At 70.1% G+C, this 23,692-nt stretch carries 23 protein-coding genes; 2 read left to right on the top strand and 21 right to left on the bottom strand.

Features of this window, described 5'->3' with window-relative positions:
• Positions 1-36 precede the first annotated feature (36 nt).
• Positions 37-1,200: a cysteine desulfurase family protein gene (locus tag ABMY26_RS05740; protein ID WP_372394524.1), complete on the top strand. Its 1,164-nt coding sequence runs from the start codon at positions 37-39 to the stop codon at positions 1,198-1,200.
• 24 nt (positions 1,201-1,224) lie between these two features.
• Here the strand turns inward: ABMY26_RS05740 and ABMY26_RS05735 are convergent, their stop codons facing one another.
• From ABMY26_RS05735 to ABMY26_RS05655, 17 genes are all read right to left on the bottom strand, one after another.
• Complete coding sequence (locus tag ABMY26_RS05735; protein ID WP_372394523.1) at positions 1,225-1,983, bottom strand: porin; 759 nt, start codon at positions 1,981-1,983, stop codon at positions 1,225-1,227.
• 213 nt (positions 1,984-2,196) lie between these two features.
• Positions 2,197-2,958, bottom strand: a complete 762-nt coding sequence (locus tag ABMY26_RS05730) for a LamB/YcsF family protein (RefSeq protein WP_372394522.1) — start codon at positions 2,956-2,958, stop codon at positions 2,197-2,199.
• 49 nt (positions 2,959-3,007) lie between these two features.
• On the bottom strand, positions 3,008-4,582 hold the full coding sequence (locus ABMY26_RS05725) for a methyl-accepting chemotaxis protein (protein WP_372394521.1): 1,575 nt from the start codon (positions 4,580-4,582) through the stop codon (positions 3,008-3,010).
• Between the two features lie 68 nt (positions 4,583-4,650).
• The gene (locus tag ABMY26_RS05720) at positions 4,651-5,673 is read right to left on the bottom strand and encodes a biotin-dependent carboxyltransferase family protein (RefSeq protein WP_372394520.1); all 1,023 of its coding nucleotides are present in this window, start codon (positions 5,671-5,673) and stop codon (positions 4,651-4,653) included.
• On the bottom strand, positions 5,670-6,473 hold the full coding sequence (pxpB, locus tag ABMY26_RS05715; protein WP_372394519.1) for a 5-oxoprolinase subunit PxpB: 804 nt from the start codon (positions 6,471-6,473) through the stop codon (positions 5,670-5,672). The genes ABMY26_RS05720 and pxpB overlap by 4 nt, the downstream gene beginning before the upstream one ends.
• A gap of 43 nt (positions 6,474-6,516) precedes the next feature.
• Entirely contained in the window at positions 6,517-7,302 is a 786-nt protein-coding gene (locus ABMY26_RS05710; RefSeq protein ID WP_372394518.1) for a substrate-binding periplasmic protein, read from the bottom strand.
• An 85-nt stretch (positions 7,303-7,387) separates the two neighbouring features.
• On the bottom strand, positions 7,388-8,176 hold the full coding sequence (locus tag ABMY26_RS05705; RefSeq protein WP_372394517.1) for a putative hydro-lyase: 789 nt from the start codon (positions 8,174-8,176) through the stop codon (positions 7,388-7,390).
• Positions 8,177-8,343: 167 nt separating this feature from the next.
• Positions 8,344-9,048, bottom strand: a complete 705-nt coding sequence (locus ABMY26_RS05700; protein WP_372395105.1) for an ABC transporter ATP-binding protein — start codon at positions 9,046-9,048, stop codon at positions 8,344-8,346.
• A 67-nt stretch (positions 9,049-9,115) separates the two neighbouring features.
• On the bottom strand, positions 9,116-9,835 hold the full coding sequence (locus ABMY26_RS05695; protein WP_372394516.1) for an ABC transporter ATP-binding protein: 720 nt from the start codon (positions 9,833-9,835) through the stop codon (positions 9,116-9,118).
• Positions 9,832-10,890 (bottom strand): branched-chain amino acid ABC transporter permease, encoded by a 1,059-nt coding sequence (locus ABMY26_RS05690; protein ID WP_372394515.1) that lies wholly within the window; start codon positions 10,888-10,890, stop codon positions 9,832-9,834. The genes ABMY26_RS05695 and ABMY26_RS05690 overlap by 4 nt, the downstream gene beginning before the upstream one ends.
• Entirely contained in the window at positions 10,890-11,756 is an 867-nt protein-coding gene (locus ABMY26_RS05685) for a branched-chain amino acid ABC transporter permease (RefSeq protein ID WP_372394514.1), read from the bottom strand. The genes ABMY26_RS05690 and ABMY26_RS05685 overlap by 1 nt, the downstream gene beginning before the upstream one ends.
• 106 nt (positions 11,757-11,862) lie before the next feature.
• A complete protein-coding gene (locus ABMY26_RS05680) occupies positions 11,863-13,161 on the bottom strand; it encodes an ABC transporter substrate-binding protein (RefSeq protein WP_372394513.1) in 1,299 nt (432 codons plus the stop codon).
• Between the two features lie 211 nt (positions 13,162-13,372).
• Positions 13,373-14,287, bottom strand: coding sequence for a LysR family transcriptional regulator (locus tag ABMY26_RS05675; protein ID WP_372394512.1), 915 nt, complete (start codon positions 14,285-14,287; stop codon positions 13,373-13,375).
• Between the two features lie 69 nt (positions 14,288-14,356).
• Positions 14,357-14,926, bottom strand: a complete 570-nt coding sequence (locus tag ABMY26_RS05670; RefSeq protein WP_372394511.1) for a hypothetical protein — start codon at positions 14,924-14,926, stop codon at positions 14,357-14,359.
• A complete protein-coding gene (locus ABMY26_RS05665; RefSeq protein ID WP_372394510.1) occupies positions 14,923-15,609 on the bottom strand; it encodes a ParA family protein in 687 nt (228 codons plus the stop codon). The genes ABMY26_RS05670 and ABMY26_RS05665 overlap by 4 nt, the downstream gene beginning before the upstream one ends.
• A 148-nt stretch (positions 15,610-15,757) precedes the next feature.
• A complete protein-coding gene (locus tag ABMY26_RS05660; protein ID WP_372394509.1) occupies positions 15,758-16,420 on the bottom strand; it encodes a hypothetical protein in 663 nt (220 codons plus the stop codon).
• On the bottom strand, positions 16,417-17,256 hold the full coding sequence (locus tag ABMY26_RS05655) for a helix-turn-helix domain-containing protein (RefSeq protein ID WP_372394508.1): 840 nt from the start codon (positions 17,254-17,256) through the stop codon (positions 16,417-16,419). The genes ABMY26_RS05660 and ABMY26_RS05655 overlap by 4 nt, the downstream gene beginning before the upstream one ends.
• Before the next feature lie 648 nt (positions 17,257-17,904).
• Here ABMY26_RS05655 and ABMY26_RS05650 point away from each other — a divergent pair.
• A complete protein-coding gene (locus ABMY26_RS05650; protein ID WP_372394507.1) occupies positions 17,905-19,167 on the top strand; it encodes a plasmid replication protein in 1,263 nt (420 codons plus the stop codon).
• Between the two features lie 4 nt (positions 19,168-19,171).
• On the opposite strand, the gene ABMY26_RS05645 is transcribed toward ABMY26_RS05650, so the two are convergent.
• From ABMY26_RS05645 to ABMY26_RS05630, 4 genes are all read right to left on the bottom strand, one after another.
• Positions 19,172-19,795, bottom strand: coding sequence for a phosphatase PAP2 family protein (locus ABMY26_RS05645; protein ID WP_372394506.1), 624 nt, complete (start codon positions 19,793-19,795; stop codon positions 19,172-19,174).
• Positions 19,796-19,900: 105 nt separating this feature from the next.
• Positions 19,901-20,707: an N-formylglutamate deformylase gene (gene hutG, locus ABMY26_RS05640; RefSeq protein ID WP_372394505.1), complete on the bottom strand. Its 807-nt coding sequence runs from the start codon at positions 20,705-20,707 to the stop codon at positions 19,901-19,903.
• A complete protein-coding gene (gene hutH / locus ABMY26_RS05635) occupies positions 20,704-22,242 on the bottom strand; it encodes a histidine ammonia-lyase (RefSeq protein WP_372394504.1) in 1,539 nt (512 codons plus the stop codon). The genes hutG and hutH overlap by 4 nt, the downstream gene beginning before the upstream one ends.
• 14 nt (positions 22,243-22,256) lie before the next feature.
• Positions 22,257-23,621, bottom strand: a complete 1,365-nt coding sequence (locus ABMY26_RS05630; RefSeq protein ID WP_372394503.1) for a formimidoylglutamate deiminase — start codon at positions 23,619-23,621, stop codon at positions 22,257-22,259.
• Positions 23,622-23,692: the final 71 nt, after the last annotated feature.

The raw sequence follows: 23,692 nt of genomic DNA, 5'->3' as shown, positions 1-23,692 counted from the left end.
CCTCCCCTTCCCCGTCCGACGGCGCGATACTGCGTCATGATCTATCTCGACCATCTGGCCTCGACGCCGCTCGATCCGCTGGTGCTGGAGGCGATGCTGCCCTGGATGCGGCCGGAGGCGGTCGGCAACCCGCATGCCGCCCACCCGGCCGGCTGGCGTGCCGCCGACGCCATCGAACAGGCGCGGGCGGAGGTCGCGGCCCTGGTCGGGGCGCGGCCGGGCGAGGTCGTCTTCACTTCCGGCGCGACGGAGGCGAATGCGCTGGCCCTGCTGGGCGGCGTGCCGCCGGACGGCGCCTGCATCGTCTCGGCGGTGGAACATGCCAGCGTGCTGGGCTGCCTGCCGGAGTTGCGGCGGCGCGGCCATCCGGTCGCGGTCATGCCGGTGGACGGGACGGGACGGGTCGATCCCGCCGGGCTGGAGCGTCATCTGTCCAGCCTCGGCAAACCGGCTCTGGTGTCGGCGATGGCCGCCAACAACGAGGTCGGAACGATCCAGCCGCTGGCAGAGCTGGCGGCGGTCGCCGCACGCCATGGCGCGACGATCCACAGCGACGCTGTGCAGGCGCTGGGCACGCTGGCGCTCGACATGCCGGCTCTCGGCCTCCAGGGGCTCAGCCTGTCGGGACACAAGCTGTATGGGCCGATGGGCATCGGCGCCCTGGTCGTCCGCCCGCCCTTCCGGCCGGTGCCGGCCTCTCCCGGCGGGGCTGCCGGCGGATCGGCCGGCGGCGGGCAGCAGCGCGGGCTGCGCGGCGGAACGCTGCCGACGCCGCTCTGCGTCGGGCTGGGCGTCGCCTGCCGGCTGGCGCTGGAGCGGCGGGAGGAGGATGCGCGGCGCATCGCCGGCTTGCACGACCGGCTGTGGCGCCGGCTGCATGAGTTGCTGGGCGACCGCCTGCCCGGCCTCCGCCGCAATGGCGCCGCCGATGGGCTGGCCGGCTGCCTGAACGTGACGTTTCCCGGCATCGACGCCGCCGACCGGCTGCTGGATCTGCCGGAGCTTGCCGCCTCGACCGGCTCCGCCTGTCACAGCGCCGCGGGCGAGCCGTCGCATGTCCTGCTGGCGCTGGGCCTGTCGGCGGCGGATGCCCATGCCAGCCTGCGCTTCGGCCTCGGCCGCGGCACCACGGCGGAGGAGGTGGACGCGGCGGCAGCCCTGCTGGCTGCGGCGCTGCCGGCGGCGTTGCCGGGACACTGACCGGGCGCTGACCGTCCGGGCCGCTCAGAACTGCAGCCGCGCACCGACCTTCACCACCGCCGCCCTGGCGTCGGCGCCGCCCCCGGAGCCGGTATCGAAGCCGGTGTCGGCACTCACCTGCCAGCGCGGCGTGATGGCATAGGACAGGTCGGCAAGGTAGCGGTCGCTGGCCGCCGCATCGTCGGGCGCCGTCCGCCGCACCTGCAGCGACAGCGACATGTCGCCACGGCCATAGGCCAGCGCCGCGTTCAGGCTGCGGACGGAGGCGCCGTCGGCCTCCTGCTGCTGGCGCAGGTCGCCGTCAAGAGTCACGCTCTGCCATGCGAAGCGGGTGCCGAGGATCCAGGATTGGCGCGGCAGGCGCCGGCTGTCGCTGCGCACCCGCGCCCGGCTGGTCCCCGCGGTCAGCCGGGCATTGACGCCGCCGACCGTGACGGTCTTGCGAATCGCCGCCTCGACCAGATGCAGGGCCTCGCGCGGGTCGGGCAGGTCGGCGTCGCCGCGCGGCAACGGCGTGTAGCTCGCCCCCACCTCGAAGCCACGCAGCGGCGGCGTGTAGTAGGTCAGCTTCGCCGTGCTGTTCCCGGCCCCGGCCGCCAGCGGCTTGGCACCCGCCGCCACCAGCCGGTTGCGCGCGCCGTCGGTCTGCCCGATCTCCAGCTCGCCCCAGGACACGTCGACCTGCAAGAAATGCCGCCGGTCCGAAACGCTACTTTTCGTGTAGAGAATATCAGCAGACGCCTTGCCGGCCGAAACAATCGCCACTGCCGCCAGAATAGGCATGGAAATTCGTCGCTGCATGGCAAGACCTATGCTGGTTGGTCGGGGGTCGACTGTCCATTCCGTCGATACCGCCCCTGTGTATCCTTTCGTGTTTGAGGGATGTTCGTCTAAAAATCTGACAAAACTGTGACCTGGACTTTGCGTGTTGCGACGCAAAAGCACCCAAACATTCGCCCGCTGCGCGAAGCCGGGCGGCGCTCCGACCCTCTCCCGTCAGGCGGGCGCCCGCACCGCCACGCCGGCCCGTTCCAGCGCATGGCGGACGGCGGCGGCCATGGCGACGGCGGTCGGGGTGTCGCCATGGACGCAGATGGTGTCGGCGACGATGGGCAGGCGGGTGCCGTGGCGGCTTTCGACCGCGCCGTCCAGCACCATCCGCACCACCCGCGCCGCCGCCAGATCCGGGTCGTGGATCACCGATCCGGCGACGGTACGCGGGGTCAGGGTGCCGTCATCCTCATAGGTCCGGTCGGCGAAAGCCTCGCGGGCGATGCGCAGGCCGGCGGCCTCGCCGGCGCGCTCCATGGCGCTCAGCGGCGGCACGACCAGCAGCAGGGCGGGGTCCACCGCCTTCACCGCGCGGGCGATGGCCCCGGCCGGATCCGGCTCGACCGCCGCCATGTTGTAGAGGGCGCCGTGCGGCTTCACATGGGTCACGCGCTGCCCGGACAGGGCGGCGCAGGCCTGGAGCGCCCCCACCTGATAGGCCACCAGCCGCTCGATCTCGGCGGTGCTCAGCCCGCGGATGACACGGCGGCCGAAGCCGGCACGGTCCTCGAAGCCCGGATGGGCGCCGATCCGCACCCCCTTCTCCCCCGCCAGCCTCGCGGTGTCGGCCATGATGGTCGGGTCGCCGGCATGGAAGCCGCAGGCGATGTTGGCGGAGGTGACGATGTCCAGCATCGCCCGGTCGTCGCCCATGCTCCAGGCGCCGTACCCCTCGCCCATGTCGCAGTTCAGATCGATGGTCGGCATGCTCTCTCTCAAGGGTTGGTCTGGTCTGTTCGGGCCGGCGGCTTCCCGCTCACGCCGCATCGGACTGTCGCAGAGAGCGGATGAAGCCGGCAACCTCGCTGCGCAGCCTGTCCATCTGGCCGGCAAGGTCGCCCGCCGCCCCCTCCAGCCGGTGCGAGGCCTCGCCGGTCCGCCCCGCGGTGTCCGACGTCGCGTTGACGTCGCCCAGCAGCGCCCGCACGCCCTGCGCCGCCTCGGTCACACCGCGGCCGATCTCGCCGGTTGCGGCATTCTGCTCCTCCACCGCCGCGGCGATGGAGGCGCTGATCTCGCTGAGGTCGTGGACGACGCGGGCGATCTCGACGATCTCGCCGGCAGCCGACCCGGTGGAGTCCTGGATGGCCCGGATCTGCGTCTCGATCTCCTCGGTCGCCTTGGCGGTCTGGGTCGCCAGCGCCTTCACCTCGCCCGCCACCACGGCGAAGCCCTTGCCCGCCTCGCCGGCCCGCGCGGCCTCGATGGTTGCGTTCAAGGCCAGCAGGTTGGTCTGCTTGGCGATGGCATTGATCAGCGTCACCACCGCAGACACCCGGTCGGAGGCCTGGACCAGTCCCGACACCCGGTCGGTCGCCCGGGCGGCGCGGCGCGACGCCTCGTCGGCGATGGACTGGGACTGCTGGGCCTGGACCGAAATCTCGCGGATCGAGGCCACCAGCTCATCCACCGCGGCGGCCATGCCGTCGACCGAGGCATCGACCGCCGCGGCGTTGCCGGCGGCCTGCCGGCTCACCTGCCCGTTCCGCTCCGCCATGCCGGCCAGACCGCGGGTCGCGTCGCCCATGCCGCCGGTGGTGCGCAGCGCCTCGGTCAGGGTGGAGCCGACGCGCCGCTCGAAATCGTCGGCGACGGCGGCGATGGCGGCATGGCGCTCGGCGGCGGAGCGGCGGCGCAGCTCCACCTGTTCGGCCTCCAGCCGCTGCTTGGCGGCCCCCTGCTCCTTGAAGACCTGGACGGCGGCGGCCATCCGGCCGATCTCGTCGCGTCGCTCCAGGGACGGCACCTCGACGGCGCCGTCACCGTCGGCCAGCCGCGTCATCACCGTGGTCAGCCGGACGATGGGGCGGGTGGCGCCGCGCACCATCAGGAACAGCACGCCGCACAGCGCCACCAGCGCCGCCAGCCCACCGCCGGCCAGCAGCCACGCACGGTCCGTCGCCTGCCGTTCGGCCCGGCGCGGCGACAGGTGGAGTTCCACCGCGCCCAGCCGGTCGACGCGCGCCCCGGACTTGCGCAGGATGTCGGCGCGACGGACCAGCACCGACGGATCGGCGGCCGACACGTCGCCGCTGCTGGCGAAGACCTCCCCCTTCGGGTCGAGCACGCGGCTGCCGACGAAATCCGGGTCGTTGGCAAGCGCCGCCAGCTGCGCCGCGGCGGACTCCCGGTCGACGTTCCACAGCGGCTCCGCCAGCCCGCCGGCGATCACGAGGACGGTGACGGCGGCTCTGTCCTCCAGGGCGGTGCGGGCATCCTCGCGGTTCATGGTGACGACGGCGGCGATGCCGATCCAGCTGATGACGCTCACCATCAGCGCGATCGGAACGACGACACGCATGGCAAGGGTACGGCCCACACGCTGCGGCATCGGGTCCACTCCATGGCAGGAAAAGGGGCAGGGTAGGAGAGCAGGTCGGAAGAATGGCCGGACCGGCGTCAGTCCCAGCCGGTGACGGCGCCGCCGATCAGGTTGAAGCCGAGCAGCCGCGCGCTGTCGTACAGCGCGAAGCCGCCGGCCGATTGCAGCAGGCCGGGCAGCGCCTCCACCGTCTGTCGGTGGCTGGCCTGGATGCGGGCGGCCTCCGCCGCATCGACGGCGGCGAAGCGCAGCCGGTCGCCGGGCCGCATCTGCGCCAGCGCCGCGACGTCCGGCCCGACGACGCAGGCGATCTTGGGATAGCCGCCGGTGGTCTGGCGGTCGGCCAGCAGCACGATGGGCCGTCCGGTCCCCGGCACCTGGACGGCGCCGAGCGGAATGCCGTCCGAGGTGATGTTGAACCCCCGGGCATGTTCGATGGCCGGGCCGTCGAGCCGGCAGCCCATGCGGTCGGCCTCGTGGCTGACGGCATAGTCCTCTTCCAGGAAGGCCTCGATCCCGGCGGCGGTGAAGTAATCCTGCTGCGGCCCCAACATGACCCGCAGCGTCCCGCCGCGCACCGGCAGCAGCGACGGGTCGAGGCAGCGTTCCCCCCGCTCGCCCGCCTGGTCGAGCCGCAGCGGCAGCCGGTCCCCCGCCTTCAGGGCGGTGCCGTCCAGCCCGCCCATACGGCTGCGTACGTGGGTGGCGACGCTGCCCAGCACCGGCTGCAGGGCGAAGCCGCCCTCAACCGCCCAATAGCCGCGCATGCCGCTGCGCAGGGGCCCGATGCGCAGGGTCTGTCCGTCGGTCAGCCGCAGGCTGGTCCAGGCCGGGGCCGGCTCGCCGTCCACCGTCAGGGCGGCATCGGCGGCGACCGCGATGCGCACCGGCCCGCCCTCCACCGCGATGCTGTCGCCGGCCAGGGTGAACTCAACCGCCCCATGCCCCGGCGCATTGCCGGCCAGCGTGTTGGCGGCGGCATGGAGCAGCGGGTCGGCCGCCCCGGCGACCGAGACGCCATAGCGCTGGTAGCCGGCCCGCCCGCGGTCCTGCACGGTGGAGCTGGGGCCGGGAGCCAGGATGCGCAGATGGCTGGTCATGCCGCCGCTCCCTGCATCACGGCGTCGGCGGTGGATGCCGCCGCCCCAAGGGAAGCCACCGTCTCGCACTCCGGCAGATAGCCGCCGATCCCTTCCAGCCGGTCAAATTCCGCCGCCGTGATGGCGATGAAGCGGATGCGGTCGCCCGGCGCCAGCAGGAAGGGCGGTTCGCGCCGCAGGTCGAAGGTGCGGGCCGGCGTCCTCCCCAGCAGATGCCAGCCGCTCGGCATGGCAATGGGGGAGATCGCCGCCTGTGCGCCGCCCTGCATCACGCTGCCGGCCGGAGTGTGCATGCGCGGATTCTCCCGCCGTGGCTGGTGCAGCGCCTCCGGCAGGCCGCCGAGATAGGCGAAGCCGGGAGAGAAGCCCAGCATGTAGACCCGGTAGTCGGCGCTGCAATGCAGCCGCACCACCTCGTCGCTGGACAGGCCGCAGCGGCGTGCCACCTCGTCCAGATCCTCGCCATGGGCGCCGCCGAAGCAGACCGGGACGATCCAGCGCAGCTGCGGCCCGGTTGCGGCCTCGTCCGGCCCGGCGGCCAGTTCCAGCAGCGCGGCGCCCAGCGCGTCGGCCGTCGTCACCGACGGGTCGAACTGCACCAGGATCGAGCGGTAGGTCGGGACCGTCTCGACGATCCCGGCGATGCCGGTCCCCGAGATGCGGCGGTCGAGCCGGTGGACGGCGGCGTTCAGGTCGGGGGCGATGCCGTCGCCCAGCTCCACGATCAGGGCGCTGTCGCCGGCCGCCCGCAGGGTGGGGGTCGGCGGTACGGGTGCCGGATACGGGGTGGTCACGCTCATGGGGGCTCTCGGGAGGCAGTCGGGGAGAGGATGCGCCGGCCGGTCAGCGCGCGTATTTGTCCAGCACCTGCCGATAGGCGCCGCTGGCCTTCATCGCAGAGACCCCGGCGTCGAAGTCGTCGCGCAGCTTCGTGGTGTCCCGCGCCTTGGTGAAGGCGATGTAGCTGGGAATCTCCTGCACCGCCGGGGTCAGCTCCTTCACCTTGTCCAGCGCGCCGGCCTGCTTCAGGAAATACTGCGCCACGTAGCGGTTGCTCGGCATCACCTCGAACCGGCCGGACAGCAGCTTCTTCACGTTGCTGTCGCTGTCGTTCGACTTCTCCACCGCCGGCAGCACGCCGTTCTTGATCGCGTCGTCGACGATGGAGCCGTAGCTGATCTGGTTGACGACGCCGAACCTGTGGCCGGCCAGCTTGGACAGGTCGCCGTCGAAGCCGACCGGGCTGTCCTTGGCCACGAACAGCGACACCACCTGCGGCACCAGCACCTGCGTGGAGTAGTTCAGGAACTGCTCGCGCTCCGGCGTCTTGTAGGCGGTGAAGACGGCGTCCGCCCCGCCGTCGCGCACGGTGTCGAGCGCTCGGGCCCACGGCATGATCTCCACGGTGACGCTGTGGCCGGCGGCCTTCATCGCCTCGGTCACGATGTCGTAGGCGATGCCGGCGGGCTTGCCGCCATCGTCATAGATCAGCGGCGGGAAGCTGAGCGCCACCATGCGCAGCTGGTCGGCGGCGGCCGGCGCCGCGAGGACGGCCAGCAGACCGGGGGCCAGCAGACCGGCGGCCAGAATGGAACACGACGGCAGGCGGGAGGAAAACGGGCGCGGCATCGGGCAAGCCTCCACTGTCTCCGCGCGGAGGCGAATGCCCGCGCGACGGCCGGTTATTGCGGAAAAGTCTGAAAGGAGCGGGCGGTCAGAGCACCGACAGGTGGGTGTTCAGCAGGTCGGTGATCAGCATGGCGCCGGGGCTGTGGGTGATGGCGACCGGCGGGCGGGCGTTGCGGATCGCGACCTGTGGCGTCACCCCGCAGGCCCAGAACACCGGCACCTCGCCGGGCTCGATGGGAACCGCCTCGCCATGCTCGGGATCGGCGATGTCACGGATGCCGATGGCCGCCGGGTCGCCGAAATGCACCGGCGCACCATGCACCGACGGAAAGCGCGAGGTGATCTGGATGGCGCGGATCGCGTCCTTCGGCACCATCGGGCGCATCGACACGACCATGCTGCCACCGAACCGGCCGGCGGAGACGCAGGGGATGCTGGTTTCGTACATCGGGACGTTGCGGTTCATCGCGATGTGGCGCACCGGCAGGCCGTCGGCCAGCAGCGCCTCCTCGAACGAGAAGGAGCAACCGATCAGGAAGGCGACGAAATCGTCCCGCCACAGGTCGAGGATGTCGGTCGGCCCCTCCATCAGCACGCCGTCGCGGTAGACGCGGTAGCGCGGCACGTCGGTGCGGATGTCGATGTCGTGGCCCAGTGTCGGCAGCCGCGGATCGCCGACCTCCGACACCGCCAGCAGCGGACAGGGCCGCGGGTTGGCCTGGCAGAAGCGCAGGAAGTCGCCGGCCCAGTCCGCCGGCAGGATGGCGAGGTTGGCCTGGACATGGCCGGGCGCCAGCCCGGCGGTCTGGCCGCTGTGCGCGCCGCTGCGGATGCGCAGGCGTTCGGCGGCAGCAGTGAGGGGGGCGGTCATCATGGGATTTGGTCCGGGGTTTGGTGTTCGTGTGGAGGCCTTGGCGTCGCGTTGCCCCCACCCCAACCCTCCCCCTCTTCGAGGGAGAGGGTGCCTTACGGAAAGGCGGCGGTAGTCCCCTCTCCCGCGTGAGCGGGGGAGGGTTAGGGAGGGGGTCTGACTCCTCCCCCTCACATGCCCAAATACGCCTGCCGCACCTCGTCGTTGCCGAGCAGATCCTGGCCGCTGCCCTCCATCACGACGCGGCCGGTCTGGATGACATAGCCGCGGTCGGCGATCTCCAGCGCGCGATGGACGTTCTGCTCGACCAGCAGCACGGTGATGCCGCGTTGGCGGATCGACTGGATGGTCTCGAAGATGCGGGTCACCAGCTTGGGCGCGACGCCCCAGGAGGGTTCGTCCAGCATCAGCAGGTCGGGCTGGCTCATCAGGCCGCGGCACATCGCCAGCATCTGCTGTTCGCCGCCCGACAGGGTGCCGGCCTGCTGGCGGCGGCGCTCGCCCAGCACTGTGAAGGTGTCGTAGGCGAATTGGAGCGTTTGCTCGCGTTTGGCCGCATCGCTGGTGGTGAAGCCGCCGAGCATCAGGTTCTGTTCGACCGTCAGGCGCGGGAACAGGCGGCGGCCTTCCGGCACCAGCACCAGCCCGCGCTTCACCCGCTCATGGGCGGGAACGGCGGAGATGTCCTGCCCCTTCAGCATGATGGTTCCGCCGTCGAGCGCGTTCAGCCCGGCGACAGCCCGCAGCGTGGTCGACTTGCCGTTGCCGTTGCCGCCGACGATGGCGACGATCTCGCCCCGGTTCAGGCTGAGGCTGACGTCGCGGATGGCGGGGACGCGGCGGTAGCTGGACTGGATGTTCCGGACATGGAGCATCGGCTCGCCATGGGCTGCGGCCGGCACGGGGCGGGCGGGTTCGGACAGCATCGGTTGAAGCATCGTCTCACTCCCCCAGATAGGCGGCGATGACCGCCGGGTTCTCGGCGATCTCCGCCGGGGTACCGTCGGCGATCTTGGCCCCGTAATCCAGCACCAGCATCCGGTGGGCGATCGGCATGATGCCCTCCATCACATGCTCGACGATGATGCTGGCGATGCCGCGCCGGTGGATGCGGTGGACCAGCGCCGACGCCTCGCGCACCTCGGTCGGGTTCAGCCCGGCCATCACCTCGTCCAGCAGGATCAGCTTCGGTTCGGTGGCGAGCGCGCGGGCCACCTCCAGCCGTTTCTGTTCCGAGACGGTCAGGTCCGACGCCGGGGTGTCGGCCCGGTGCAGCAGCCCGACGAAGGACAGTTCCTCCTCGGCCCGGTCGCGCGCCTCGGCCACCCGCTTGTTGCGCAGCATGGCGCCGACCATGACATTCTCCAGCGCGGTCATCGAGTGGAAGACGCGGACGATCTGGAAGGTGCGGGCGATGCCCAGCGCCGCCGCCGCCTCCGGCGTGGAGCCGGTGATGTCATGGCCTTCGAAGGCGATGCGCCCGGTCGTGGGGGTGTGGAAGCCGGCGAGGCAGTTGAACAAAGTGGTCTTGCCGGCGCCGTTGGGGCCGATCAGCCCGATGATCTCGCCGTGATGGACGATGAAGCTGATGTCGCGGTTGGCGACCAGGCCGTCGAAGGCCTTGCCCAGGCCGTCCACGGCCAGCAGGGGAGCGGTGTTCACGGGCGGATCTCCTTCGCATTCGCCTTCACCTCGGCCGCCTTCACCTCGGCCTGCTTGGCACCGGGCAGGTGGCGGCGCAGATGACGGCCCAGGTCGCCCAGCAGCCCCAGCACGCCCGACGGGCTGAACACGGCGACCAGGATGATCATGGCGGCATAGATGATCATGTCGGTGCCGGATCCGGTGCTGCCGAACAGGGTGCGGCTGTACTCCTCGATGGCGATCAGGATCACCGCGCCCAGCACCGGGCCGAGCAGCCGGCCAACCCCGCCCAGGATGGCGATCAGCGCGATCTTGATCGAGATCGTCGTGGCAAGCACCGAGCCCGGATCGATGAACATCTCCTTCTGGGCATAGAAGCTGCCGCCGAGCGCGGTCAGGAAGGCCGACACCGACAGCGCGATCAGCTTGTAGCGGGTCAGGCTGACGCCGAGAGCGCGGGCGGCCTCGGGCTCATCCTTGATGGCGCGGAAATAATAGCCGATGTGGCTGCGCTCGATCGCCCAGGACACCAGCACCGTCAGCACCAGCAGGCCGAGGATGACGTAATAGTAGGGCAGCTTCGACAGGAAGATCAGCACGCCCCAGCCGCTGCGGTCCATCGGCATGTAGAGGCCGACGGCGCCCTCCAGGAAGTCGCTGTTGGTCACCAGGATCTGCACGATCTCGGCCACCGCGATGGTCGCCATCGCGAAATAATGCCCCTTCAGCCGGAAGCAGGGCCAGCCCATGGCGAGCGCGAACAGCGCCGCCACCAGCCCGCCGGCCAGCGCCCCCACCCAGGGCGTCAGCCCCAGGGTCAGCAGCAGCATGGTCGAGGTGTAGGCGCCGATGCCGTAGAACACCGCATGGCCCAGCGAAACCTGCCCGGCATAGCCGCCGACGATGTTCCAGGCGACGCCCATCTGGGCGCCCATCAGGATCAGGATCAGGAAATTCTGCTGCGACGGCTCGGTCACGGCCAGCGGCAGCAGCGCGGCCAGGGCGAGAAGGGCGGCAGCGCCAGCGGCCTTCAGCGTTCCGGGCTGCGATTGGAGCTTGGTTCCGGTCGTCATCAGGCTTTCCCCAGCAGGCCGCGCGGACGCACCAGCAGCACGATCAGCAGCAGCGACAGCACGATGGCGGTCTTGTATTCCGGTCCGATCAGGAAGCCGCCCAGCACCTCGATCAGTCCGACGACGATGCCGGCCAGGAAGGCGCCGGTGACGCTGCCGAAGCCGCCCAGCACGACCACCACGAAGGCGATCAGGATGAAGTTCGACCCCACCTCGGGGAAGATCGGGAAGAAGGTGGCGATCAGCCCGCCGGCAAGCCCGGCGCAGGCCGCCCCGATGCCCCAGGCGAGCGCGAACATCTTCTGCCCGTCGATGCCCATCAGGGTGGCGGCCTCGCGGTCGATGGCGGTGGCCTCCAGCGCGGTGCCCAGCCGGGTGCGGTGCAGGAAGAGCCACAGCGCACCGGTGACGCCGACCGCCCCCAGCGCCGCGACGAGCTGCGGCAGCCCGAACTGGACGGGGCCGAGCGCGATGTTGCCGCTGACCAGGCTGTGCGGGATCAGCCGGTGGTCCGGCTTCCAGAAGAACTGGGCCAGCCCGCGCAGCAGGATCATCAGGCCGAAGGTCGCGAAGATCTGCGACAGCATCGGCGCCTTCAGGATGCGGCGGATCACCGTCTGGTAGACGATGACGCCGACCGCGAACAGCAGCAGTGCCGTCAGCGGCAGCGCCACGATGGGATCGACGGCGAACAGCGCGAAGGCCCAGAAGCTGGCATACATCCCCAGCATCAGGAACTCGCCATGGGCGAAATTGACGATGTCCATGACGCCGAAGATCAGCGTCAGGCCGACCGCGACCAGGGCGTAGATCAGCCCGATCAGCAGGCCCGAGACGAGCACTTGGAAAAGAATGTCTGCGGTCATTGCCGCGCCCCTTTTTCGGTCAGGGTGGGCCGGAGGAGCGATGACGCCCTCTCCCGGGACGGGAGAGGGGAGCCGGTCCGTCAAAGCCCCAGCGAAAGGCGCCGGCTCAGCGGCCGTCCCAGGCCGGCATCGGGTAGACGACCGGCTTGGTCGCCACGTCGAACGGCCACACCGTCACATACTGGCCGCCCTGGACCTGGACGATGATGCCCGTGCCCAGCTCGTTCTGGCCGTTGGCGTCGAACTTGACGCCTTTCCACGGCATGATCAGGCCGCTGGCCGGGATGTCGGTCTTCTGCAGCGCCTCGCGGATCGCGTCGGGCTTGGTCGAGGCGGCGCGGTCCAGCGCGTCGGCAAGCACCGCGATGCCGGTGAAGGCGCGGGCCGAGTTGCCGTTGAAGTTCACGCCCGCGCGCTGGTGCATCAGGTCGTTGACCTGTTTGATCAGCGGGTTGCGCTCCGCCTGGTCTAGCGCCCAGACCTCGCGGCTGATGACGAATTCGCCATCCTTGCCCATGGTCTTCAGGAACTCGCTGTCGTTGAAGCCGGCATCGTTGGCCAGCAGCATCTTCGGCAGGAAGCCCAGCTCCTTGTAGGTCTTCATCGACAGGATGGCGTCGCCGAGATAGCTCGACTGCATGATCACCGCCGGGGCCGCGGCCTTGATCCGCTGGACCTCGGACGTCATCTGCGTCGTCTTGGCCGGGTAGAGGATCTTCTCGGCGACGGTGAATTTCTGCTCGTCCGACAGCTTCACCTGGAGCTTGGTCGTCTCGTTGCCCCACAGCGTGTTCTCGTTGAACAGCGCGATGCTGCGCAGCGTATCGCCGGTCTTCTTCTCCATGTCGCCGAGGAAGGTGAAGAAGTTGCCGACGAACAGGTCGTCATGCGGCGTGGTGCGGAAGAACCACTTGAACTTGCGCTGGGTCAGCGAGGCCGAGGAGGATTCGCCGTTGAGGAACGGCACGCCGTAGCGCTCTGCCACCTGGCTGGCGGTGGCGGTGACGTTGGAGAAATAGGCGCCGGTCAGCGCGACGACCTTCTCGCTGGTGATCAGCCGTTCCGCTTCGGTGGCGCCGACCTGCGGGTTGCCCTGGTGGTCGCCGAAGACCAGCTTGATCTTCGCGCCGTTCAAATGCGGCAGCCCGATGCCGGCGACCAGGCCCGGCGGCGCCGGGATTTCCTTGTTGACGATGGCGGCGGCCAGTTCGGCCGCGGCCTTCAGCTCGACGCCGGTGGAGGCGGCGGCACCGGTCAGCGGATAGATCACGCCGATGCGGATTTCCTCTTCGGCGCGGGCGCTGCCGGCACCGAGGCCAGTCAAGGCGGTCGTGGCCAGCAGGGCCGCCGCGGCAAGCATGCGCTTGAGCGTCTGGCGACGGGTGGCGGCCTTAGGGGTGGGCATGCGGGTGGGTTCGGATTTCGCTGCCGCGAACCGCATCGTGAAATCTCCTCTGTTCAGTGCCTTGGTGGCTTAGGACGCCTGCCTTTGCGGCTGGTTGAATGCGTCTCTGACAGGATGATGACACGAACAGTCTTAGGGTCGTCCAATCGTATGTTTTGATCTGGATTGATAACCGGCCGCTATCAATCGCGCACCAATGCGCCAGCGTCGGTCATCGCGCCGGGGCCTCGTTCCCGGTCGTCGCCTCGTACTCGGCGGCGACGGCGACGGCCAGATCCGCGACCACCGACGCCATGTGGTTCTCGGCACTGGCGGAATAGGCGGCGCAGAAGGTCATGCCGGGCAAGGGCGCCTGCGAGCGGACCAGCCGCAACCGGCCTTCCGCCAACTCGCGCTGGACGATGACGGTCGGGATGACGCTGACCCCCACCGCATCGACCGCCATGCGCACGACGCTGGCGAGCGAGCTGTTGCCGAACATCCGCACCGTCAGCCCGAGGGAGGAGAACATCTCGCGGATCACCCCATAGGGCTGGGTGGTGCGGGAAAAGGTGATGATCGGCCAGGCGGCCAGGTCGGCCAGCGACACCGGCTCTTCCGGCAGCGCCAGGGCTGGGCTCACCACCCAGCCCAGCGGATAGGTGCCGACCGGCACCGCCTTGAAACGGACGTCGGTGTAGGAGGCCAGCATCACCGCGACGTCGAGTTCATGCCGGGCCAGCGCATCGCGCAGGCTGGGCGAGGTTTCGACCTCGATCTCCAGCGACACGGCGGGGTAGAGCGCGTTCAGCCGCTCGATCAGCCGGCTGAGCCAGGTATGGACCACCGTTTCGGCCACGCCCAGCCGGATCACCCCGCGGATGGCGCTGCGGTCGGCCACCGCGGTCAGCAGCTCCGACCGCAGCGCCATCATCTTCTCGGCATAGGTCAGCAGGACCATCGCCTGCGGCGTCGGCGCGACCCGCCGGCCGACCCGCTCGAACAGCACGACGCCCAGCTCGTCCTGCAATTGGGCGATGCGGGCGGAAATGGCGGGCTGGGTGGTGTTCAGCCGCTCGGCCGCCCGGCGGAAACCGCCCAGCCGCATGGTCCAGATGAAGGTTTCCAGCGACTTCAGGTCCAGCATGCCTCACCCATTCCCGCCTTGGATCGTCGCACGCGGCACTGTCCCCGCCGGCCCGTCATCCCTCGCCCATTATCCCTCGCCGTCAAGCGCCGCCAGCTCGGCTTCGATCACGGCCAAACGCTCGCGCAGCCGGTCGCGTTCCGCCTCCAGCGTTTCCCGGCGACTGACATGGTCGATCGCCTTGTTCCGCAGGTCGCGCTTGAAGCGGACGATCTCCGGCCGCGTGACGTCGGGGCGGATCAGGTTGCTCTGGTCGGCCAGCCGCAGCTGTTCGGTGGTCAGGGTGGCGAGCTGATAGACGGTGGCATAGCTCGGCGGCAGCTTCGCGCCCGGCAGCCGGCCGCTGTCGACCGCCTCCGCCACCATGCGCAGCTGGTAGGCGACCTGATAGCCGAAGGGCAGCTCGTTCTCGACCATCGCCTGGAACTCGCCATGCGGCAGCCGCACCCGCGCCTGGACCAGATAGCGGCCGATCAGCAGGAACTTCTCCTGCGCGCTGCGCCACAGGGTGGAGATCTCCTGCACGAACTCCTCGCGCCGCAGCAGGTCGATGGGAGCCTCGGCCATGCGCTCGATGCGTTCGTCCACCGCCATATGGCGGCGGGCCTGCGCCTTGGAAACCTGCTTGAACCCGCTCATTGCGCCAGCTCCAGTTCGTGACGGACGAAGGCCCAGACTCCGGCCACATGCTCGGACCCCTTGCCGCCCTTCAGCTCCAGCAGGCCGAGCCCGCGCCCGGCGGTGAACTGGATGTCCTCGTAATCCGGCACCTCGACCGGGCAGATCCGGCCGTCGCCCAGCAGCTTGCGCTGCGCTTCGGTGAATCCCCGGGTGCGCGGCTTGACGCGGTTCATGACGAAGGCCGCGTTCTTGCCGTAGCGGCGGACGAAGCGCATCCAGGGCCGGACCGAATCCAGGTCGTCGTCGCTCTGGCCGGTCGGGACGACGATCAGGTCCGACGACAGCGCCAGCAGCTTGAATTCCTCCGGATGGTCCTCGATCGACGGCGGGGTGTCGATGACCAGCAGGTCGAAACCGTCGATGCCGTTCAGCGCGTCGCGGATGTCGGACGAACTCATGCCCGCCTCGAAATGGGTGATCGACACCATGCCGTCGGGACGCTTGGCGAACCATTTGGTCAGGCTGCGCTGCGGATCGAGATCGAGCGTCGCCACCGTGCAGCCGTCGAGTGCCGCCGCCACCGCGATGTTGCGGCTGAGCGTGGTCTTGCCGACCCCGCCCTTCGGGCCGTTGACCAGCAGGCGCTTCACCGGTCCGGTCCGCAGCCTGCTTTCGGGCCCCTGTCCCGTCTCGTCGGTCATCGTCCTGTCCCTTTCCGCCATAGGCTGTCGGCGTCTTTTAGCAAAGCGCGGCGGTGGCGCAAACCTAAGACATGTCTTAGGTTCATATCCCCGGCGCAGGGTGTCGCATCCGCCACGGATGGGCGGAAGCAAGACAGAACAGGCCACATCATCGCATGCGGCGCACCGCCGACGCCAGCACCGGACGCACCGCAGCCGCTCCTGCTCCACCATCGCCGGTCCGCTCCCCTGCGGTTGCAATGGCGCGCAGCCGGTCGGCCAAGCCACGTTCCATTGCGCAGGCGTCCTCGCACAGCGCGCGGATCTCGGCGATGCTCGGCCGCCACTTGCGGGTGCGGCGCCAGACGCGGGCCGCATGATCGATGGCCCAGGCCGGAAACTCCCCCAGATCGTCGGCCCAGTCCATCGCGAGCAATTGCTCCACCTCCGGCGTCGTCGCCTTGGCCGGGAAATGGCTCAGCAGGGCCAGAACCCTGCCAAGCAGATGGTTGGCCGGCGCCGGTGCCAGGATACCGTCGTCGATCTCGGCCAATGCCCGGCGTGCAAGCGCAGCGTGTCGCGGCGTGACCTCGTCCGGCGGTGTCCACTCCTCCACCACCCCGGCAAAGCCGTCATCGGTGAAGCGGCTGTGTCGTCCCACCTGCCCACGGTCGAGCAGCCGTTGCAACGCTTCCGGCAACGCCTCGCGCAGCATCCGGCCGCGCAACGCCGGCGGCAGCGCCGGGTCGAAGGGCAGCGGCAGGCTCGGCGCCGGCGTTCCGGCCGCGGATCCGGGGAACGGCGATCCGGGGAACGGGTGCAGGTTGCTCATGCCACCCCCCACGGGTTGGCGGCTGCACCACCTGCGGATGGCTGCCCGTTCAGCCTTGCCGCCACGCTGGCCCAGGCCGACAGCCGTTGTTCGGCATCCACCGCCGGCCGGGATTGGTTGCGTTGCGCATGGCGTGGAGCATGGCTGGGCACAGGACCGGCCGCGCGGCGGTCCGTGCCATTTCCGGTCTGCTGGCCGGCCCGTTCCATATCCTGCAGCAGCCACGACCGCCAGGCCGCCGCCGCATCACGGTAGCGGTAGCCGTGGGCACGGCATTGCTGGACGAAGCGCTCGGCATGCCGGTCGATGTCGACGGCCGGAAAGCGATCCTGGGCCCATTGCCGATCCTCGGCGGACGGTACCCAGTTTTCGGCGACCGGCTGGCTTTCGCCGGATCGGGCCTTGCCCGTCCGCAGGTCGAGCGAGTCCGGAATCTGTTCTGAATCAGGCTGTTTCTGACTCGCTGCCGGACAGGGGGAGTCCGCCCTTGAGTCAGCGGGGATGTCCAGCCCTGCACCCCCCGTCGCAGCCCCTTGCGGCGCGGTCAGGACGAGCCGGTAGCGGCAGCTCAGCCGGCCGCCGTTGGTGGCGCGGCGATGCTCGATCGTCACCAGCCCCAGCGAGTCCAGACGTCCCAGGATCCGGTTGACGGTCGGGCGGCTGCGTTTCAGCTTGTCGGCCAGCGTCGCCTGCGACGGCCAGCAGATCCCGGCCTCGTCGGCATAGGTGCTGAGGGCGGCCAGCACGGCGAGGCCGTCGGCGTCGAGATCGGGGTGGTCGAGCCACCAGGCCGGGATCCGGCCCCAGCGGTTCGGGTTTGCGGTATGGTCGGTCATCTGTGGCGATACTCCTCCGCTCCATCGGCGGTCGCGATTGGAGCGCAGGATTCGAAGCGGTCCGCGGCAGAGTCGAATCGCGGGCTCCGGCTCCATGGAGCATCGGCCCGCGCACCGTCAGCGATAGCCCGCGACTGTAAAGCCCCGGCCCGCGACCATGGAGCGACAGCCCGCGATGCTGTCCCGAATCGGGATCCTGGCGTCTTTGGCCGCGGTCATGGAGCGGTAGCCCGCGTTTGGGCTGCGGCCGCCGCCAGCCATTCATCCCGCCATTCCTGGAGTTTTAGCCCGCGTTTCCCCCGGCGCATTGCCCCGGCCGGCCGCCATCCGGCCGCAAAGACGGTATGGCGGCGGTAGCGAGCCGGCCGGGCGTCCCCATGGAGCGATGGCCCGCGGTTCCCCGGCCGGCTGCCGGTGCCGATTCTCCCCGATTCTTCAGGGAGTCGCGGTGCCCGCCCCCCGCGCGGAGCCCCGCTCCGGCCAATCGCGGGCTATGGCTCCATGATCGCGGGTTGCGGCTCCATCACCGCGGGCTGTTGCGTCATGGGCGCGGGCTGTTGCTCCACGCTTAAGGCGGTAATTCCCTTCGGTCCTGTTGCGCCGGTGGGCGCGGCGCGCCATGGTGACTCCCGACTTCCGGAGACGTTCATGTCCAAGATGGCCCCGACCAGCGCCGCACAGCTCATCCTGTTCGAGCTGGAAGACCGTTCGCAATCGCATCTGATCGCGCTCTACGATCTGGCGCCGCGCTTCGTGTTCGTCTCCCGCGACAACGACAAGGAGAAGGTGGCGAAGGACAAGGGCGAACTGGTCACCAAGGACAGCTTCATCAAGTCGGTGCGGCGCGAGTTCGCCTTCCGTGGCCGCAACTACCGCCTGACCGTGCAGCCCGCCCGCATCGACCGGCTGGGGCCGGCGAAGAAGGACGACCGCGCTCCCGGCGCCGGCCCGGATCTGGTCGAAGTGGAAATCTTCCCGTCTGAGCGCGAGCAGGTGGTGGAGCAGGTGGTCCGCCGTCTCGCCATGGACCGCTCGCGCCTGTCGCTCACCGGGGAGAATCGCGACAAGGTGCAGATGCGCTTCAGCCTCTACGAGATCCAGCGCGAACTGCGGGCGGTCAGCCACACCCTGTCGATCCAGGACATCCGCGAATCGCTGACCATCCTGGCCCGCTCGCGCATCATCATCTCCACCGGCGGCAGTGCAGAGGCCGGGAAGAAGAACCGCGGGCAGAATTTGCTGGAATCGACCGCCTTCCCGGTGCTGGCGATCCGCTCGCGCCCCGATCTGGTCGACGAGGATGGCGGGGTCGAGGAGACCTATCTGGAATTCAACCCGCTGGTCTCCGCCGCGATCCGCGACCTGGAGTTCAAGCCGGTGTCCTATGCCTGGCTGATGAAGCTGAAGTCGCCGGTGTCGCGCTGGCTCTACAACCGCCTGTCGATCGAATACGACACCGCCGATGACGACGCCAGGCCGGTGTCGATCAGCGCCGACGAGATCATCAAGAACAGCGGCATGAACGAGTGGTCGCGCCGCCGCGACACCCTGCGCGTGGTGACCTCAGCCGTCGATGCGCTGGTGGAGGAGGGGATCCTCGACGTCGCCGACAAGGAATACACCAAGGTCGGCAAGCGCATCGACGCCATCGACTATGTGCTGACGCCGTCGGCGAAATTCCTCGATCAGGTCCGCCGCGGCCGGCGGGTGCAGACCACCAACATCGACCTGCTCAAGCAGATCGTCGGCAACGCCATGCGCCCCGATGGCTTCGTGCCGCTGAAGGCGGGCGAGGCGGCCGACATGCGCAACAAGCGGACCAGGCGTCTGGCCGGCTCCTCTTCCGATCCGGCGACCGGCGCGGCCGACAAGCCCCCGGCGCAGGCCGCCCTGCCGCTGCCGAAGAAATAGCGGCTCAGCGCGGCAGCAGGCGCCGCGCCAGCAGGGTGATTGCCGTTCCAAGCACGGCGCCGGCCAGCACGTCGGACGCCCAATGGCGGTGCTTGGTCACCCGGCCGCCGGCCAGCGCTGCCGCGGTGCCGTAGATCATCAGGCTCTGTGCCGGCGACCGGCTGACCGTGGCAAGCGCGGTCGCGGCGGCGAAGGCGCTCGCCGCATGGCCCGACGGCAGGGACCGCGCGCTGATGCGCCATCCCGGCTTGCGGCGTGGAGCGCATTCGTCCGGGCGGCGGCGCTTCACATAGCGCTTGATCGAGCGGCTGGCGGCGGCGGTCGCCACCAGACCGGCCACGCCGACGCTGCCGGCGCGGCGCAGATCCGCACTCCCGGACAGCAGCCCGACGAGGCCGGCCACGGCGAAGCCCGGGATCAGGACATGCCGTTTTATGGCGTAATGGCCCGCGGTCGCCAGCGCGCGGCTGACCGGGCCGGGATCGCAGGTGACGATGTCGTGGACCTGGGCGTCCAGCGCATCGACGGCGGTCAGGGCGGGCCGGAGGAGTGCGGGCGCCGGATTGCCGCCATAGCCGAAGCCGCCGCCCGGATTCTCGATGCCGTTCTGTTCGATCGGGTCGCTCAACGCCGGTCCCCTGCATTTCGCGCCCCAGCATGGGCGCCGCAGGGGAACGCGCCGGCAGCGGTGACGGTTCCTTGTCTCCGCTGCATGGCTCCCTGGCGTGCGGCTTTACGGACGCCAGCCGGCGAAGGCCTCCAGCACCGCCGTCAGCACCCGTTGCAGCCGCTCGGCCCGGTCGGGACGGTAGGCGAAGGGCGGCGCCTCCTCGTCCATGTAGCGGTCTTGCGCAAGCTCCATCTGCAGGGCGTGGATGTTCTCCGCCGGCCGGCCGTAATGGCGGGTGATGTGGCCGCCGACGAAGCGGCCGTCGGCGACGCAGGTCAGCCCCTCCGCCGCCGATGAGCGTTCCATCGCCGCGACGACGCCCGCGATCAGGCCGGGGTCGGCGCTGGTCCGGCGGGCGGTGCCGAGATTGAGGTCGGGCAGCCGTCCCTCGAACAGCCGCGGCACATGGCTGCGGATCGAATGGGCGTCATAGAGCAGGGCGAAGCCGTGCCGCTCCTTGACCCGAGCCAGCTCCGCCGCCAGCGCCTCGTGATAGGGGCGCCAATAGCCCTCGACCCGCTGTGCGATCTCCGTCGCGTCGGGCGCCTGCCCCTCGCGGTAGAGCGGCGTGCCGTCGAACAGGGTGTCGGGGCACAGGCCGGTGGTCGCCTGTCCGGGATAGAGGCTCTCGCCGCTCGACGGCCGGTTGAGGTCGACCACATAGCGCGAATGGCGGGCGCTCAGCAGCGTCGCCCCCATCCCGGCGGCGAAGCCGTACAGGCGGGGCATGTGCCAGTCGGTGTCGCGCAGGGTCAGCGCCTCGTCCGTCAGCCGTTCGGCCAGGCCGGGGGAGAGCGCGGTGCCGCAATGGGGCATGCTGACCACCAGCGGCCCGTCGCCCCGCACCAGATCGAAGATACCGTCCGTCATCGTGCCGTCTCCAAATCGACCGGCATCAGATGGTCGAGCGCGCCGTTGCGGACAAGCCCGCCGATGGCGGCCAGATCCGGGGCGAAGTAACGGTCGACCTCGTAGCGCGGCACCTCGGCGCGGACCGTTGCAATGGCCTGCTCCAGCCGGGCCGAGCTGGTCAGCGGCCGGTGGAACTCCAGCCCCTGAATCGCGGCCAAAAGCTCTATGCCGACGATGTCGGCGACATTGCCGGCGATGTCGCCCAGCCGGCGGGCCGCGAAGGTCGCCATGCTGACATGGTCCTCCTGGTTGGCGGAGGTCGGCAGGCTGTCGACGCTGGCGGGGTGGGCGAGGCTCTTGTTCTCCGACGCCAGCGCCGCCGCGGTGACATGGGCGATCATGAAGCCGGAATTCAGCCCCGGTTCCGCCACCAGGAAGGGCGGCAGGCCGCTGATGGTGGTGTCGATCAGCATGGCGATTCGCCGTTCCGACAGCGCCCCGATCTCCGACGCGGCGATGGCGAGCTGGTCGGCGGCCATCGCCACCGGCTCCGCATGGAAATTGCCGCCGGACAGCACCTCGTCGGTGTCGACCAGGACCAGCGGGTTGTCGGTGACGCCGTTCGCCTCGATCGTCAGGGTGCGCGCCGCCTGCCGCATCTGGTCGAGCACCGCGCCCATCACCTGCGGCTGGCAGCGCAGGCTGTAGGGATCCTGCACCCGGTGGCAGTCGGGGCCCTGGTGGCTGGCATTCAGGGCGCTGCCCGCCAGCGCTTCGCGGAAGGCGGCGGCGACGGCGATCTGGCCGGGCTGGCCGCGCAGCGCGCTGATGCGGGCGTCGAAGGGGCGATGGCTGCCCATCACGGCTTCCACCGACAGGGATCCGGCGACCAGCGCCGCCTTGAAGGTGCGCTCGATCTCGAACAGCCCGGCCAGCGCCAGGCCGGTCGAGACCTGGGTGCCGTTGATCAGCGCCAGCCCTTCCTTGGCCTTCAGCTCGAAGACCGGAAGGCCGGCGATGCGCAGCCCCTCTGCCGCCGGAAGGGTTTCGCCGTTGACGCGGACATGGCCGATGCCGAGCAGCACGCCGCACAGATGGGCCAGCGGCGCCAGATCGCCCGACGCGCCGACGGAGCCCTTGCCCGGCACCACCGGCAGCACATCGGCCTCGTAGAGCTTCAGCAGCGCATCGACCAGCGCCGGCCGGACGCCCGACGCGCCGACGGCGAGGCTGACCGCCTTGATCACCAGGATCAACCGCACCACCCCGTCGGCCAGCGGCGTGCCGACGCCGGTGGCGTGCGACAGGATCAGGTTTCGCTGCAGCGTCTCCAGGTCGGCCGCGGCGATGTGGGTGTGGGCCAGCTTGCCGAAGCCGGTGTTGACGCCATAGACCGCCTCGTCGCCGCCGGCGATCCGGTCGATCAGCGCGCGGGAGCGCTCCATCCGCGGATAGGCCGCCGGGTCGAGCGTCAGGGCCGGCCGGTCGCGGTAGATGCTGCGCAGCGTGTCGAGCGACAATGCGCCCGGAACCAGGGTAATGGTCTCGCTCATCCCAGAAGTCTCGCTCATGTCAGGAGTTTCCCAAGGGTTTTCTTGAAGCGCTCGGCGATCTCCTCCTCGCGCGGGTGGCGGCGGTCGCGGACGACGGCGCGTCCGGCGATCACCACGTCGCGCACGAGGGCGGCATTGCCGGCGAAGATCCAGCTGTCCAGCAGCGCATCGCCCTTGCGGGCCGCCAGCAGCGGATGGTCGGTGTCGAGGACCGCGATGTCGGCACGCAAGCCCGGCGCGATGCGGCCCGTCTCGAAGCCGGTGGCCTGCGCCCCGCCGGCCTGGGCATCCTCCACCAGCCGGCGGGCGGTGGAGCGGCGCGGGCCGCCGGCCAGCACGGTGCGCCGGCCGCTGGTCAGGCGCATGCCATATTCCAGCCAGCGCAGTTCCTCCACCGGGCTGACCGAGATATGGCTGTCCGACCCGATGCCCCAGCGCCCGCCCTGCTCCATGTAGGGCTCCGCGGCGAAGAAGCCGTCGCCGAGATTGCCTTCGGTCGTCAGGCACAGGCCGGCGACCGCGCCGCTGGCGGCGACGCCCGCCACCTCGGCATCCGTCATGTGGGTGGCGTGGATCAGGCACCAGCGCCCGTCGATGGCTTGCGTCTCCAGCAGATGCTCGACCGGGCGGCGGCCGTGGTGGGCGAGGCAGTCCTCCACCTCCTTGCGCTGCTCGGCGATGTGGATATGGATCGGGCCTTGCGGATGGGCGGCGACGGTTTCGGCGAGCAGCCCGTCCGGCACGGCGCGCAGCGAGTGGGGGGCGATGCCCAGCCGCACGTCGGAGGATTCGCCATAGGAGGCGCGCAAGGCGCCGGTCAGCCGGTCGAACCCTGCCCCGTCATGGATGAAGCGCCGCTGCCCGGCATTGGGCGGCGTGCCGCCGAAGCCCGACGCGTTGTAGAGCACCGGCAACAGCGTGATCGGCAGCCCGGCGGCCCGCGCCGCGGCGACGGCGCGATGGCTCATCTCCGCCGGGTCGGCATAGGCGCCGCCGTCGCGGTCGTGGTGCAGGTAATGGAACTCGGCGACGGCGGTGAAACCGGCCTTCAGCGTCTCCACATAGAGCTGTGCAGCCACCGCCTCGAAATCCTCGGGCTCCATGCGGTCGAGCGCGCGGTACATCGCCTCGCGCCAGCTCCAGAAGCTGTCGGCCCCGTCACCTGACGATTCGCCCATGCCGGCGATGGCGCGCTGGTGGGCGTGGGAGTGCAGGTTGGCGATGCCGGCGACCGCCGCCCCGGCAAAGCGGTCGGCCTCCGCCGGGCAGGCGGCACCGGCCGTCACCGACAGGATCCGGTCGACGCCGTCCGTGGCGACCAGCACATCCTCCGCCCAGCCGTCCGGCAGCAGCGCCGCGGCAAAAAACAGGTTGCTCATGGGGGCGCCCTCGCTATTATAGACAACACTATACAAGTATAGGCAACCTGCTGCCAAGAGGGTTTGCTGCA

This window comes from Azospirillum sp. HJ39 (assembly GCF_041507355.1).
Lineage (GTDB): Bacteria > Pseudomonadota > Alphaproteobacteria > Azospirillales > Azospirillaceae > Azospirillum > Azospirillum thiophilum.
This window is presented reverse-complemented; position numbering and strand designations above follow the sequence as displayed.

What these genes read in the sequence shown, in the direction of transcription:
- ABMY26_RS05680 (WP_372394513.1), bottom strand. Translation starts at nt 13,161, where the DNA reads ATGCCCACCCCTAAGGCCGCCACCCGTCGCCAGACGCTCAAGCGCATG.
- pxpB (WP_372394519.1), bottom strand. Translation starts at nt 6,473, where the DNA reads ATGAGCGTGACCACCCCGTATCCGGCACCCGTACCGCCGACCCCCACC.
- ABMY26_RS05710 (WP_372394518.1), bottom strand. Translation starts at nt 7,302, where the DNA reads ATGCCGCGCCCGTTTTCCTCCCGCCTGCCGTCGTGTTCCATTCTGGCC.
- ABMY26_RS05670 (WP_372394511.1), bottom strand. Translation starts at nt 14,926, where the DNA reads ATGAGCGGGTTCAAGCAGGTTTCCAAGGCGCAGGCCCGCCGCCATATG.
- ABMY26_RS05705 (WP_372394517.1), bottom strand. Translation starts at nt 8,176, where the DNA reads ATGATGACCGCCCCCCTCACTGCTGCCGCCGAACGCCTGCGCATCCGC.
- hutH (WP_372394504.1), bottom strand. Translation starts at nt 22,242, where the DNA reads ATGAGCGAGACCATTACCCTGGTTCCGGGCGCATTGTCGCTCGACACG.
- ABMY26_RS05690 (WP_372394515.1), bottom strand. Translation starts at nt 10,890, where the DNA reads ATGACGACCGGAACCAAGCTCCAATCGCAGCCCGGAACGCTGAAGGCC.
- ABMY26_RS05685 (WP_372394514.1), bottom strand. Translation starts at nt 11,756, where the DNA reads ATGACCGCAGACATTCTTTTCCAAGTGCTCGTCTCGGGCCTGCTGATC.
- ABMY26_RS05665 (WP_372394510.1), bottom strand. Translation starts at nt 15,609, where the DNA reads ATGACCGACGAGACGGGACAGGGGCCCGAAAGCAGGCTGCGGACCGGA.
- ABMY26_RS05720 (WP_372394520.1), bottom strand. Translation starts at nt 5,673, where the DNA reads ATGACCAGCCATCTGCGCATCCTGGCTCCCGGCCCCAGCTCCACCGTG.
- ABMY26_RS05655 (WP_372394508.1), bottom strand. Translation starts at nt 17,256, where the DNA reads ATGACCGACCATACCGCAAACCCGAACCGCTGGGGCCGGATCCCGGCC.
- ABMY26_RS05740 (WP_372394524.1), top strand. Translation starts at nt 37, where the DNA reads ATGATCTATCTCGACCATCTGGCCTCGACGCCGCTCGATCCGCTGGTG.
- ABMY26_RS05735 (WP_372394523.1), bottom strand. Translation starts at nt 1,983, where the DNA reads ATGCCTATTCTGGCGGCAGTGGCGATTGTTTCGGCCGGCAAGGCGTCT.
- ABMY26_RS05675 (WP_372394512.1), bottom strand. Translation starts at nt 14,287, where the DNA reads ATGCTGGACCTGAAGTCGCTGGAAACCTTCATCTGGACCATGCGGCTG.
- ABMY26_RS05630 (WP_372394503.1), bottom strand. Translation starts at nt 23,621, where the DNA reads ATGAGCAACCTGTTTTTTGCCGCGGCGCTGCTGCCGGACGGCTGGGCG.
- ABMY26_RS05730 (WP_372394522.1), bottom strand. Translation starts at nt 2,958, where the DNA reads ATGCCGACCATCGATCTGAACTGCGACATGGGCGAGGGGTACGGCGCC.
- hutG (WP_372394505.1), bottom strand. Translation starts at nt 20,707, where the DNA reads ATGACGGACGGTATCTTCGATCTGGTGCGGGGCGACGGGCCGCTGGTG.
- ABMY26_RS05700 (WP_372395105.1), bottom strand. Translation starts at nt 9,048, where the DNA reads ATGCTCCATGTCCGGAACATCCAGTCCAGCTACCGCCGCGTCCCCGCC.
- ABMY26_RS05725 (WP_372394521.1), bottom strand. Translation starts at nt 4,582, where the DNA reads ATGCCGCAGCGTGTGGGCCGTACCCTTGCCATGCGTGTCGTCGTTCCG.
- ABMY26_RS05650 (WP_372394507.1), top strand. Translation starts at nt 17,905, where the DNA reads ATGTCCAAGATGGCCCCGACCAGCGCCGCACAGCTCATCCTGTTCGAG.
- ABMY26_RS05660 (WP_372394509.1), bottom strand. Translation starts at nt 16,420, where the DNA reads ATGAGCAACCTGCACCCGTTCCCCGGATCGCCGTTCCCCGGATCCGCG.